The 12,729-nt window shown below is 68.9% G+C and carries 13 protein-coding genes; 11 read left to right on the top strand and 2 right to left on the bottom strand.

Features of this window, described 5'->3' with window-relative positions; translation table 11 throughout:
* The first annotated feature begins 2 nt into the window (after window positions 1-2).
* Together PVT71_RS25875 and PVT71_RS25870 are read left to right on the top strand one after the other, a co-directional pair.
* Complete coding sequence (locus tag PVT71_RS25875) at window positions 3-800, top strand: ABC transporter permease (protein WP_353476081.1); 798 nt, start codon at window positions 3-5, stop codon at window positions 798-800.
* Window positions 797-1,558: an ABC transporter permease gene (locus PVT71_RS25870; RefSeq protein ID WP_353476080.1), complete on the top strand. Its 762-nt coding sequence runs from the start codon at window positions 797-799 to the stop codon at window positions 1,556-1,558. Before PVT71_RS25875 ends, PVT71_RS25870 begins: the two co-directional genes overlap by 4 nt.
* A gap of 71 nt (window positions 1,559-1,629) precedes the next feature.
* Here the strand turns inward: PVT71_RS25870 and PVT71_RS25865 are convergent, their stop codons facing one another.
* Window positions 1,630-2,331 (bottom strand): FadR/GntR family transcriptional regulator, encoded by a 702-nt coding sequence (locus PVT71_RS25865; RefSeq protein ID WP_353476079.1) that lies wholly within the window; start codon window positions 2,329-2,331, stop codon window positions 1,630-1,632.
* Window positions 2,332-2,510: 179 nt separating this feature from the next.
* On the opposite strand from PVT71_RS25865, the gene PVT71_RS25860 reads away from it, so the two are divergent.
* From PVT71_RS25860 to PVT71_RS25830, 7 genes are all read left to right on the top strand, one after another.
* A complete protein-coding gene (locus tag PVT71_RS25860) occupies window positions 2,511-3,716 on the top strand; it encodes a mandelate racemase/muconate lactonizing enzyme family protein (RefSeq protein ID WP_353476078.1) in 1,206 nt (401 codons plus the stop codon).
* Window positions 3,713-4,480 carry an SDR family oxidoreductase gene (locus PVT71_RS25855; protein WP_353476077.1) on the top strand — a complete coding sequence of 256 codons (768 nt, stop codon included), beginning with the start codon at window positions 3,713-3,715 and terminating at the stop codon, window positions 4,478-4,480. Before PVT71_RS25860 ends, PVT71_RS25855 begins: the two co-directional genes overlap by 4 nt.
* Window positions 4,480-5,523, top strand: a complete 1,044-nt coding sequence (locus PVT71_RS25850) for an L-idonate 5-dehydrogenase (RefSeq protein ID WP_353476076.1) — start codon at window positions 4,480-4,482, stop codon at window positions 5,521-5,523. The genes PVT71_RS25855 and PVT71_RS25850 overlap by 1 nt, the downstream gene beginning before the upstream one ends.
* Window positions 5,524-5,574: 51 nt before the next feature.
* A complete protein-coding gene (locus tag PVT71_RS25845) occupies window positions 5,575-6,591 on the top strand; it encodes a TRAP transporter substrate-binding protein (RefSeq protein WP_353476075.1) in 1,017 nt (338 codons plus the stop codon).
* Window positions 6,592-6,658: 67 nt separating this feature from the next.
* The gene (locus PVT71_RS25840) at window positions 6,659-7,249 is read left to right on the top strand and encodes a TRAP transporter small permease (RefSeq protein ID WP_353476074.1); all 591 of its coding nucleotides are present in this window, start codon (window positions 6,659-6,661) and stop codon (window positions 7,247-7,249) included.
* A 1-nt stretch (window position 7,250) separates the two neighbouring features.
* Window positions 7,251-8,567, top strand: coding sequence for a TRAP transporter large permease subunit (locus PVT71_RS25835; RefSeq protein ID WP_353476073.1), 1,317 nt, complete (start codon window positions 7,251-7,253; stop codon window positions 8,565-8,567).
* A gap of 40 nt (window positions 8,568-8,607) precedes the next feature.
* On the top strand, window positions 8,608-9,579 hold the full coding sequence (locus PVT71_RS25830) for a 2-hydroxyacid dehydrogenase (protein WP_353476072.1): 972 nt from the start codon (window positions 8,608-8,610) through the stop codon (window positions 9,577-9,579).
* Between the two features lie 3 nt (window positions 9,580-9,582).
* On the opposite strand, the gene PVT71_RS25825 is transcribed toward PVT71_RS25830, so the two are convergent.
* Window positions 9,583-10,254 carry an FCD domain-containing protein gene (locus tag PVT71_RS25825; RefSeq protein ID WP_353476071.1) on the bottom strand — a complete coding sequence of 224 codons (672 nt, stop codon included), beginning with the start codon at window positions 10,252-10,254 and terminating at the stop codon, window positions 9,583-9,585.
* A 219-nt stretch (window positions 10,255-10,473) separates the two neighbouring features.
* On the opposite strand from PVT71_RS25825, the gene PVT71_RS25820 reads away from it, so the two are divergent.
* Both PVT71_RS25820 and PVT71_RS25815 read left to right on the top strand, forming a co-directional pair.
* The gene (locus tag PVT71_RS25820) at window positions 10,474-11,709 is read left to right on the top strand and encodes a mandelate racemase/muconate lactonizing enzyme family protein (RefSeq protein WP_353476070.1); all 1,236 of its coding nucleotides are present in this window, start codon (window positions 10,474-10,476) and stop codon (window positions 11,707-11,709) included.
* Between the two features lie 45 nt (window positions 11,710-11,754).
* Window positions 11,755-12,708, top strand: a complete 954-nt coding sequence (locus tag PVT71_RS25815; protein ID WP_353476069.1) for a tripartite tricarboxylate transporter substrate binding protein — start codon at window positions 11,755-11,757, stop codon at window positions 12,706-12,708.
* The last annotated feature ends 21 nt before the right edge of the window (window positions 12,709-12,729 follow it).

The following is a 12,729-nucleotide window of genomic DNA, read 5'->3' as shown; positions in this document are numbered from 1 at the left end:
CGGTGCAGGCCAATACTGCGGGCTCGCTGCCCGGGACACGGCGCTTCGGCGCCGTGGTTCCGCTGCTGAAGGGCGCCGCCGCGCTGGCGGCGGTCCTGCTCGCGGTCGAGCTGCTGGTCGTCACCTTCGGCATCCGGCCCTACGTGCTGCCCCGGCCGAGCGCGGTGATCGAGGCGATCCTGCGCACCCCCGCCGCCTATCGCGACGCGATGATCCGCACCGGGCTCGAGACGCTGCTCGGCTTCGGGGCCGGGGCGCTTTTCGGCATCTGGATCGGCATTGCCTTCTCGCGGCTGCGCGTCCTGCGCGAGACCATCTTCCCGATCTTCATCGTCTCGCAGACGATCCCGGTCATCGCCTTCGGCGCGCTGGTCGTCATGTGGTTCGGCAACACCATCCTCGCCAAGGCGGTGATCGTCTTCTACCTGACCTTCTTCCCGGTCACCGTGAACGCGCTGCTCGGGATGCGGGCGGTGGACGAAAGGCAGGTGCAGCTCCTGCGCAGCTTCGGCGCCTCCGAGCGCGAGATCATGCGCAAGCTGCGCTTCCCGACCGCCCTGCCCCACATCTTCGTCGCGCTGCGCATCGCCTCGGCGCTCGGCCTCGCCGGGGCCGTGGTGGGCGAATGGTTCGGCGACACCACCGGGCTCGGCGTGCTGCTGCTGCAGGGCATGTATGCCGAGAACATGGTCGCCATCTGGGCCAGCATCCTGTGCTCGGCGGTGCTCGGCGTCGCCTTCTTCGCCGCCATCGGCCTTGCCGAGAAGCGCATCGTCTTCTGGGGAGGTGAAAGCGCATGACCCAAGATCCCATGACCCCCTCGCCGCACGCGCTTGCCCGCGGCATCTTCGGCGGGCTCGCCCTCTTCGCGGTCTGGGAGCTGGCGGCCCGGCTCTTCGACCTGCCGAGCTACATCCTGCCCGCGGTCTCGGAGATCCTCGCGCGGTTCTGGACCGCCCGCGCCGTGCTCGGCGAGGCCGCGGCCTACACGCTGGGCGAGGCGCTGGCCGGCTACCTGCTCGGCGGCGCCATCGGCGTCGGCCTCGCGCTGGCCGTCACGCTGGTGCCGCCGCTGCGCAAGGTGATCGTGCCCGCGGCCACGGCGGTCAATTCGGTGCCCGTGGTGGCCTTCTCGCCGCTGATCCTGCTGTGGTTCGGCATGGGCGTCAGCTCGAAGATCGTGATGGTCGCCGTGGCCGTGAGCTTCACCATGTTCGTCTCGGCGCTCGCCGGCTTCGACCGGGTGGACGAGCGCTCGGTGAACCTGATGCGCAGCTTCGGCGCGAGCCGGGCCGCGATCCTGTGGAAGCTGCGCCTGCCGACCGCCCTGCCGCTGATCCTGTCGGGGATGCGCCTGTCGACCGTGCGCAGCCTGATCGTCGCCATCGTGACCGAGATGCTCGGCGCCTACGGCGGGCTCGGCTGGGTGATCTACCAGGCGGTGATCGTCATCGACTTCGTGCAGGTCTGGGCCGCGATCTTCGTCGCCTCGGTGGCCAGCCTCGGCTTCTTCGCGGTGGTCTCGCTGCTCGAACGCAGGCTGGTGTTCTGGCGCTAGGCGCGGCGCCCGCCCTCGACGACCGGCGCCCGTCCGGTCGTCGAGCCACCGTCCCGAGGGCGCTGCCGGGATCACGTCACCCCCGCCCGGATCAGCACCGAGATCGCGGTTTCGAAATGCTCGGTCATCGCGGCCTCTGCCCTGGTGCTGTCCTGCATCATGATCGCCGTGGCGATGCGCTCGTGGCAGCGGATGTTCTCCTCGCGGTTCTCCTCCGAGCCGCGCGCCCGCCAGCCGATTGCCCAGGTCTGCCGCGTGATCACCCCGTAACTTCCGACCAGCAGCTCGTAGAGCGCGTTGCCCGAGGCGCGGGCGATCAGCGCGTGGAAGCGGATGTCGAGGTCCATGATCCGGCCCTGGTCGCCGCGCAGCGCCGCGAACATCTGGTCGACGATCTCGAGCAGCTCGCGCGCCTGCTCGTCTGACCGGCGCAGTGCGGCAAGCCCCGCGGTGCGCAATTCGAGCGTGCGGCGCACGTCGAGCACCTGCTGGATCGACAGCTGGCCGCTGTAGACCGTGTGGTCGAGAAGAATCGACATGGCGTCGGCGTTCATCGCCGCGACCCGCGCGCGCCTGCCGTTGCCGATCTGCAGAACCCCCAGCGCCGCCAGCGCGCGCATCGCCTCGCGGGCCACGGTGCGCGACACGCCGAGCTGCGCCGAAAGCGCCTGCTCGCTCGGCAGCGCATCCCCCACCTTCATGTTTTCCTTGCGGATATAGGCGCGCAGGTCGGCCACCGCCCGATCGACGAGACCCCTTTCCTGTGTGCTCATGTCTTCTGACCTTTCATACAGGTTTGCGATTTTGGTAGCACCAAAAGTCACTTTTAGCTTGATCATACCCTATCAGCCTCTCTACACCATGTCCCGGGAAACCCCGCGGCAGGACCGACTCGATCCTTCGGCCCGGGTTACGGAGACACAGCCCGGCGTGCCCGGCCTGGAGGAAATCAATGAAAATCACCGCGATCCGCACCTTCCGTGCGGAGGAATTTGCCAATGTTCTCTGGGTCCACGTGGAGACCGACGCAGGCATCACCGGGCTCGGCGAGACCTTCTACGGCGCCGAGGCCTGCGAGGCGCATATCCACAACACGCTGGCGGTGCGGCTGCTCGGGCAGGACCCGCTCAACATCGAGCTCCTGCACAAGGAAATGGTGAGCCTGCCCAATGCGCAGGCCTCGACCGGGGTCGAGTACCGCGCCGCCTCGGCGGTGGACATCGCGCTCTGGGACATCTTCGGCAAGGTCGCCGGCCTGCCGGTGCACAAGGTGCTCGGCGGCCAGAGCTGGGAGAAGGTCCGGGTCTACAACACCTGCGCCGGCACCCGCTACGTGCGCACCAACAAGATCAAGCCGGTCGACACCTGGAACCTCGACGCCGAGCCCTCGCCCTACGAGGATCTCGACGCCTTCATGAACCGGGCGGACGAGTTGGCCGAGAGCCTGCTCGAGAGCGGCATCACGGCGATGAAGATCTGGCCCTTCGATCCCGCCGGGATCGAGAACAAGGGCATGTACATCACCGCCGAGCAGATGAAGGCGGCGATCAAGCCCTTCGAGCTGATCCGCAAGGCCGTCGGCGACAGGATGGAGATCATGCTCGAGATGCACTCGCTGTGGAACCTGCCCACGGCGATGGAGATCGCCCGCGCCGTCGAGCCCTATGCGCCGCGCTGGTACGAGGATCCGATCCGCATGAACAACGCACAGGCGCTGGCCGAGTTCGCCCGCTCGACCCCGGTCTGGACCTGCGCGTCGGAGACGCTGGGCTCGCGCTTCGCCTACAAGGAGTACATGGACCGCGACGCCGCGCATGTGGTGATGGCGGACCTCTGCTGGACCGGCGGGCTGACCGAGGGGCGCAAGATCGCCGCCATGGCCGACACCTACCACCGCCCCTTCGCGCCGCATGACTGCATCGGGCCGGTGGGCTTCATCGCCGCCATCCACATGTCCTTCAGCCAGCCCAACACGCTGATCCAGGAGTCGGTGCGCGCCTTCTACAACGGCTGGTATCGCGAGCTGGTCACCGAGGTGCCGCGCATCGAGGGCGGCTACGTCTACCCGATGGAAGGCCCCGGCCTCGGCACCGAGCTGCTGCCCGCCTTCTTCGAGCGCGGCGACCTCAGCACCCGCGTGTCGGAGGTGGACGCATGAGCCTGAAGCTTTTCGATCTCACCGGGCGCACCGCGCTGGTCACCGGCGCGTCGCGCGGGCTTGGCCGCGCCATGGCCGAGGGGCTCGCCGCCTGCGGCGCCAAGGTGGTGCTCAACGGCTCGAACGAGGCCCGCCTCGCGCAGGCGGTGGACGAGATGCGCGCCGCCGGCTTCGCCGCCGAGGGTGCCTGCTTCGACGTGACCGACGAGGCCGCGATCCTTGCCGCCTTCGAGCGTTTCGACGCCGAGGGGCAAGCGATCGACATCCTCGTCAACAACGCCGGGATCCAGTTCCGCAAGCCGATGCTCGAGCTCGACACCGCCGATTGGCGGCGGGTGATCGACACCAACCTGACCTCGGCCTTCGTCATCGGCCGCGAGGCGGCAAGGCGCATGGCGCCGCGCGGCAGGGGCAAGGTGATCAACATCGGCTCGCTGACCTCGGACCTCGCCCGCGCGACCGTCGCGCCCTATACCGTGGCCAAGGGCGGCATCAAGATGCTGACCAAGGCGATGGCGGCGGAATGGGGCGAGCTCGGCATCCAGTCGAACGCCATCGCGCCCGGCTACATGCTGACCGACATGAACGAGGCGCTGGTCTCGAACCCCGACTTCGACAAGTGGGTGAAGGGGCGCACGCCGATGCGCCGCTGGGGCAAGCCCGAAGAGCTGGCCGGGCTCGCCATCTTCCTCGCCTCGGATGCCTCGAACTACGTCTCGGGGCAGCTGATCTTCGCCGACGGCGGCATGAGCTCGGTGCTCTGATGCGCGCCGTCGTCATCCATGGCCCGAAGGACCTGCGCGTCGAGGAGATCGCCGCCGCCCCCGCCCCGGCGGCGGGCGAGGTGCGCGTCGCGATCAGCCACGGCGGCATCTGCGGCTCCGACCTGCACTACTACCACCACGGCGGCTTCGGCACCGTGCGGCTGCGCGAGCCGATGGCTCTGGGGCACGAGGTCTCGGGCATCGTCACCGAGGTCGGCGCCGGCGTGACCGGTCTGGCCGAGGGCGACCGCGTGGCGGTGAACCCCTCGCGCCCCTGCGGCGCCTGCGAGTATTGCCAGCAGGGCATGGCCAACCATTGCCTCGACATGCGGTTCAACGGCTCGGCGATGCGCTTCCCGCACGAGCAGGGCCTCTTCCGCGCGCAGATCACCCTGCCCGCCGGACAGCTGGTCAAGCTGTCCCCCGACGCCGACCTCGCGCTGGCCGCCATGTCCGAGCCGCTGGCGGTCTGCCTGCACGCGGTGCGCCTTGCCGGCAGCCTGATCGGCAGGCGCGTCATCGTCTCGGGCTGCGGGCCGATCGGCTGCCTGACCATCGCCGCCGCCCGCCTTGCCGGGGCGGAGGAGATCATCGCCACGGACATCTCGGCCACGGCGCTGGCGACGGCGGCGAAAATGGGCGCCGACCGCACCATCGACCTGTCGCAGGGCCCGGAGGCGCTTGGCCCGCTCGGCGCCGGGAAAGGCCAGGTCGATGTCGCCTTCGAATGCTCCGGCGCCCCCGCCGCGGTGCTGGCCGCCTGCGGGGTCCTGCGCCCGCGCGGCTTGCTGGTCACCGTCGGGCTCGGCCCCGAGACCAGCCTGCCGATGACCGCCATCGTGACCCGCGAGCTGCAGATCCTCGGCAGCTTCCGCTTCGCGCCCGAGTTCGCCACCGCCGCCCGGATGATCGACGCGGGCCGGATCGACCTGCGCCCGGTGCTCACCGGCGTGCTGCCGGCGCGGGACGCGGTGCCCGCCTTCGAGCTCGCCTCGGACAAGAGCCGCGCGATGAAGGTGCAGATCGAGTTCGCGGCGCCCTGAGCGGCGCGGACCCAAGCCAATTGCGACCAGGACCCCAAAAGGGAGGAGCCCATGATGATCCTGAAGACCACCACCGCCGCGCTGCTTGCCGGCCTCTGCCTTGCCGGTGCCGCCTCGGCACAGGAGTACAGCTTCCGCTTCCAGTCCTCCGACCCGGCGGGCAACCCGAACTTCATCTTCCAGCAAGGCTGGACCGAGACCGTCAAGGAAATGACCGGTGGCAAGGTCAGCATCGAACTGCTGCCGGTGGGCTCGATCGTCGACTACAAGGAGACCCCCGACGCCATCGCCGCCGGGATCATCGACGGGCACATCACCGACACCTCCTATTTCGCCGGCCGTGACCCGGCCTTCGGTCTGATCGCCAACCCGGTCGGTGCCTGGGCGGACCCCGCGCAGATGATCGACTTCGTCGAGAACGGCGGCGGCAAGGAGCTGATGAACGAGCTCATCAACCCCTACGGGCTCGAGTTCATCGGCGTCTCCACCCCCGGGCTTGAGGCTTTCGTGTCGAAGGTGCCGCTCGACAGCGTCGCCGACCTGAAGGGCGTCAAGGTGCGCTCGCCCGAGGGGCTGATCGCCAACGTCTTCGCCGCCGCCGGCGCCAACCCGGTGAACCTGCCCGCCTCCGAGGTCTACACCTCGCTCGACAAGGGCGTGATCGACGCCGCCGACTACTCGGTCTTCTCGGTCAACCAGGAGACCGGCATGAACGAGATCGCGACGCATCCGGTCTACCCGGGCTTCCACTCGCTGCCGCTGGTCGAGGTGTCGATGAACAAGGCCAAGTGGGACGCGCTGCCGGCCGAGATCCAGGACCAGCTCAAGGCTTCGGTCAAGGCGTTCCAGCAGACCCAGGTGAGCACGCTCAAGGAGCGCGACCTCGAGGCGGTCGGCAAGGCCGAGGCCGCGGGCATCACCATCCACAACTGGTCCGACGAGGAGCGCGCCAAGTTCCGCGCCATCGCGCAGGAGCAGTGGGCCGGCGTCGCCGCGGGCTCGCCCATGGCGCAGAAGGTCTACGACACGCTGACCGCCTATCTCAAGGACAAGGGGCTGCTGCAGTAACCCCGGCTGGCCGGCGGCGCCCCTGCCGCCGGCCGGACCTGCGACGGATCGAAGGAACCACAGCGCGATGAGCAGACCCCAGACGCCCGAAGCGCAGCACGAGCTGGCCGCCGAGCTGCCCACCCACGAGACGCGGGAGGCCCCGATCCCCGAGGCCGGCCTGCTTGGCCACTGGATCGACCGACTCGGCTACCTCTTCGCCGCCGGCATCGTCGCCGCCGCGCTGTTCCTGCTGATGGAGGTCTTCCTGCGCTACGTGCTGAACGCACCGACCATCTGGGCGCACGAGACCGCCACCTTCCTCTGCGGGCTCGCGTTTCTCTACGGCGGGCTGTTCTGCGTCTCGCGCGACCGGCACATCCGCGTCGTGATGATCTACGACGCCCTGCCCGCGCGCGGGCGCAAGGCGCTCGACCTCTTCATCTCGCTGGCCTCGATGATCGCCAGCGGCTTCTTCGCCTACGCGGCCTGGCTGATGCTGACCAAGGCGGTCTGGTCGCCGGCGGGGGACCTGCGGCTCGAACGCTCGGGCAGCGCCTGGAACCCGCCGCTCCCGGCCTATCTCAAGATCTTCCTTTTTGTGCTGATGCTCGTCATGTGCGCCCAGTTCGCCGTGATCCTCGCGCGGCAGCTCAGAAAGCCCGGAAAGGACAGCTGACATGCACGCCATGTTCGACCTGGCGGCGCTCGGCATCGGGCCCGCCACCCTCCTGATGTTCGGCCTCATGGTGGTGCTGCTGCTGACCGGCATGCCGCTCGCCTTCGTGACGCTGCTCGTCGCGCTGGTCTTCGCGCTGGGGTTCTTCGGCCCCATGTCGATCACCGTGATCACCAGCCGCATCTACACCTTCGTCAACAGTTTCGTCTTCGTCTCGGTGCCGATGTTCGTGCTGATGGCGGCGATGCTCGACCGCTCCGGCGTGGCGCGCGACCTCTTCGACGCGCTGAAGCTGATCGGCGGGCGGATCCGCGGCGGCGTCGCGGTGCAGACCATCTTCGTGTCGGTGATCCTCGCGGCCATGTCCGGGATCATCGGCGGCGAGATCGTGCTGCTGGGCCTGATCGCCCTGCCGCAGATGCTGCGCCAGGGCTACGACCGCAACCTCGCGATCGGCGTGGTCTGCGCCGGCGGCTCGCTCGGCGCGATGATCCCGCCCTCGATCGTGCTGATCATGTACGGGCTGACCGCCAACGTCTCGATCGGCGATCTCTTCACCGCCTCCTTCCTGCCCGGGCTGCTGCTGGCCTCGCTCTACGTCGGCTACGTGCTGGTCCGCTCCTACTTCTCGGAGGGCGTCGCCCCGCCGCCGACGAAGGAGAAGATCCCGGCGGCCGAGAAGCTGCGCCTTCTCAAGGGGCTGATCCTGCCGCTGCTGGTCGTCACCTTCGTGCTGGGCTCGATCTACGCCGGCATCGCCTCGGTCACCGAGGCCTCGGCGGTCGGCGTCGCGGGCGTCGCGCTCTCGGCGATGCTGCGCGGCGAGTTCAGCTGGCGCTTCCTGCGCGACAGCGCGATGCAGACCCTCTCGACCTGCGGCATGATCGTCTGGATCGGCATCGGTGCCACCGCGCTCGTCGGCGTCTACAACCTGATGGGAGGCATCAACTTCGTCGCCGGGCTGATCACCGGCGTGTCGGACAACCCGACGGTGATCGTGCTGCTGATGATGGCGATCCTCTTCGTGCTCGGCGCCTTCCTCGACTGGGTGGGGATCGCGCTGCTGACCATGCCGATCTTCGTGCCGATCGTGAAGAGCCTCGGTCTGGACCCGATCTGGTTCGGCGTGCTCTTCTGCATGAACATGCAGATGAGCTTCCTGTCGCCGCCCTTCGGCCCGGCCGCCTTCTACCTCAAGTCCGTCACGCCGCCCGACATCTCGCTGGGCGACATCTTCCGGGCGCTCTTGCCCTTCATCGGCCTGCAGGCCTTTGCGCTGGCGATGATGCTCTGCTTCCCGCAGATCGCCGTCTACTGAAAGGCCCGGCTCGGGCACCGACTTCAAGGGTTCGGATGACATGAAGATCGTATTCCACGGCGCCAACGCGCGCACCTTCTTCGACGGGTTCGAGGCGCTGCTCGAGTCCCCGCACGAGCTGGCCACGGTATCGGACGCGCTGGCCGGCGAGGGCGAGCTCGAGCTCTACCGCGCCGCCGACGTGGTGGTCGGCACCTATAGCCGCGCCGGCCAGCCGCCGATCTCGGCGCGGCTCTTCCAGCTTCCGGCGGCGGGTTTTGACGGCGTGCATTTCGCCTCGCTGCCGGAGGGTTGTGCGGTCTGCAACTGCTTCGGCCACGAGAATGCCATCGCCGAATACGTCATGGCGGCGCTGCTGGCGCGGCACGTGCCGCTGGCCGAGGCCGACGGCCAGCTGAGGCGCGGCGACTGGCACTACTGGGCGGGCGGTCCCTCGGGGCTGCGCAGCGAGCTTGGCGCGCAGAGCATCGGCATCGTCGGGCACGGGCATATCGGGCGGACCATCGCAGCCCGCGCGCTGGCCTTCGGGATGGAGGTGCAGGTCGCGAACCGCTCGCCCGTCGCGGCGACGGGATACGCGGCGATCCATGACCTTTCGGGCCTCGCCGACATGGCCGCGCAGGTGGACATCCTGATCAACACCCTGCCGCTGAACGACAGCACCGCCGGGCTGATCGGGGCCGAAGTTCTGGGGGCGCTCGGGCCGCACGCGATCGTGATGAACGTCGGCCGGGGGCCGGTGATCGACGAGGACGCGCTCTACGAGGTGCTCTCCAGCCGGAAGATCGGCGGCGCGATCATCGACACCTGGTACGTCTACCCGACGCCCGACCAGCCGCACCCGCTGCCCGGGCACCATCCGTTCCACGAACTGGACAACGTCACGCTGACCCCGCACATGTCCGGCTGGACGACCGGCACGATCGCGCGCAGGCAGCAGGCCATTGCGCGCAACATCAACAGCCTTGCGAGGGGCGGGGCGCTGGAGAACCGGGTCGACGCCCCGGCCTGACGCTCAGCCCCGGCCGCCCTCCTCGTCTCCGAAGAGACGCTGGATGCCCTGCTGGATGTGCAGCGACATGGCCTCGCGGGCGGCCACCGGATCGGCGTCCTGGATGGCGCGGAGCACGCTCGCGTGTTCCGCGATCACCCGCTCCGACACCTCGTTCTGCGCGATGCCCCTCAGCCTGCGGCCGAATTCCAGCCCGAGCGCGATCTGCTGGCGCAGCGTCTCGAGCGCGAAGCGGTAGTAGGAGTTCCCCGAGGCCGCGGCCACGGCGAGGTGGAAGGCGAAATCCCGGTCGAAGACCGTGCCCCCCGGCTGAAGCTCGGCGAGGGCACGGTGCGCCGCCTCGATGGCGCGGATCGCCGCCACGTCCTGCAGCCGTGCCGCGTCTTCCGCCGCCGCCGCCTCGACGATCTGGCGGAATCGCATGCAGCGTTTCATGTCCTGCACGGTCTGGATGGTCAGCGCGCCGAACTCGGCGAGCGGCGGCTCGACCACCAGCTTCGGCTGCACGTAATTGCCCGAGCCCCGGCGCGAGAAGACCCGTCCCTCGTCGCGCAGCCGCGCCAGCGCCTTGCGCAGGACCGGGCGCGACACGCCGATGTCCCGCGCGAGCTCGGTCTCGGGCGGCAGGCGCCCGCCCCCTGTCCATTCCGGTTTATTGAGCATTTCCAAAAGCATGGCATGCGCCTGGGAGGGGAGGTCTTGAAGCATCCTGCGGAGGGTCCCTGTTGCGCGCCGCGGGCGGGCGTGGCTTGCGACCATGCCCCAAATCCCGTCCGCGGTCGAGCGGTTCGGTAAAAATCGATCACTCTAGATTACTAATATTGACTCATCTGTAAAGATTAGTACTCATGAGGACAGATTGGGCACGACCCGGAAAATACGGAGGAGGCGCGGATGCGCATCATTGGTCTCGAAACCATCCAGCTGGAGGAATTCGGCAACCTGGTCTGGGTGCGGGTGCACACCGACGAGGGGCTGATCGGTCTGGGCGAGACCTTCCGCAACCCCGAGGCCGTCTGCGCCTACATCCACGAGACCTGCGCGCCGCGGCTGATCGGCGAGAACCCGATGGACCGCACGCGGCTGTCGCAGGCGCTGCGCTTCGACGTCGGCAACCGCTTCCAGGGCTTCCCCACGCGCTCGATCGAGATCCGCGGCAACTCGGCGGTCGACATCGCGCTCTGGGACCTCTGGGGCCGGGCGCTCGGCCAGTCGATCACCACGCTGCTCGGCGGCCAGGTGCACGAGAGCTTCCGGCTCTACAACACCTGCGCCAACTCGAACTACAACAACCAGGTGCGCACCGGCTACGACAGCCAGATCTATTCGCGCAACGCGGAGGCACCGCAGCAGATTTCCCGCCACGAGGACCTGCTCATGCAGGTCTACGAGCCCGCGCGGCTGGCCCGCGAGCTGCTCGACGAGGGCATCACCGCGATGAAGATCTGGCCCTTCGACGTCCCCGCGCGCGAGACCAGCGGGCGCTGGATCACCGCCGGGCAGATGAAGGACGCGCTCTGGGTGCTCGAGCAGATCCGCGGCGAGGTCGGCGACCAGATGGACATCCTGATGGAATACCACGGGCTCTGGACCCTGCCGCCGGCGCTCGAGATCGCGCGGGCCACCGAGGAATACGGCATCTTCTGGCAGGAGGATGCGATCAAGCTCGACAATTTCGACGACCTGCGGCGCTACGCCGAGGCCTCGACAACGCGCATGGCCGGGTCCGAGAACCTCGGCACCCTGCCCTGGTACCGCGAGATGTTCGGGCGCGGCGCCATCGACGTGGCGAATTTCGACGTCGCCTGGACCGGCGGTCTGACCGAGGCGCAGCGCATCTCGCATCTCGCGCTGGCCCATGACCGCACAATCGCGCCGCATGACTGCACCGGGCCGGTCACGCTGCTGGCCAACCTGCAGCTGATGGCGGCGATGCCGAACGCGCTCATCGCCGAGACCGTGCGCTCGCATCTCGAGGGCTTCTACCGCGACGTGATGACCGACGTGCCGCGCGTCGAGCGGGGGCAGATCTTCCCGACGTCCGGGCCGGGCCTCGGCGCGGCGCTGAACAGCGACGTGCTGTCGCGCTCCGACCTGCGGCGGCGCGTCAGCGGAAAGGCCTGCGACTAGACCACCCGACCCCACCCCAATTCGTTTGACAGGAGGAGAGAACGAATGACATCCACCCCCATGTTCCGCCTTGGCGCGCTTGCGCTTGCCGCCGCGCTCGGCGCCGGTGCCGCGCCGGCCCGGGCCGAATTTCCCGATGGTACCGTTACCATCATCGTCCCCTACAGCGCCGGAGGCGGCACCGACAACTTCGTCCGCGCCCTCGAGGGCCCGCTGGAGGCGGCCTTCGGCACGGACGTGGCGGTGCGCAACATCGCCGGGGGCGGCGGTGCGGTCGGGATCACGCAGGCGCTTGCCGCCAAGCCCGACGGCTACACGGTGACCATCCCCAACAACGCCTTCTACACGCTGATCGGCATGGGCAACGTGCAGTTCGCGATCGACGATTTCGACTATATCGCGCGCCTCGTGACCGAGCCCTACGTGCTGACCCTGTCGCCGAAGAGCGGCCATGCCGACCTTGCGAGCTTCGTCGCCGCCTCGCAGGAGAAGCCGGTGACGCTCGGCTTCGCGGGGGTCGGCTCCTCGTCGCACATCATGACGCTGGCGATCGCCGAGGCGCTTGGCGCGCAGGTGAAGTTCGTGCCCTATCCGGGCGGCTCCGAGGCGACCGCCGCGGCGCTCGGCGGGCATATCGACGGGGTGGTGCTCTCGCCCTCCGACGTGGTCTCGGCGATCGAGGGGGACGGCAGCCTCGTGCCGGTGGCGAGCACCAGCAAGACCTCGCTGCTGCCCGACGTGCCGACCTTCGCCGACGCGGGCTTCGAGGTGACCACCGACCAGTGGCGCGGCATCGCGGCACCGGCGGGCGTGCCGGCCGAGGCGATCGCGGCCTGGGAAGCGGCGCTGCAGCAGGCGGTGCAGGATCCGGGCTTCCAGGCGGCGGTGAAGAACCTCGGCGTCGAGTTCGCGCCGCTCTACGGCGACGAGCTGATGGAGTTCGTGAAGACCGGCGAGGAGGTGCTCCTGCCGCTCACCCGCGAGGTCGCGGGCAACTGACCCCGCCTCGCCCCGGGCCCG

The sequence above is a fragment of the Salipiger sp. H15 genome (genome assembly GCF_040409955.1).
Taxonomy (GTDB): Bacteria; Pseudomonadota; Alphaproteobacteria; order Rhodobacterales; family Rhodobacteraceae; genus Salipiger.
The sequence above is the reverse complement of the archived record's forward strand: the minus strand, read 5'-3'. Positions and strand labels throughout refer to the sequence as shown.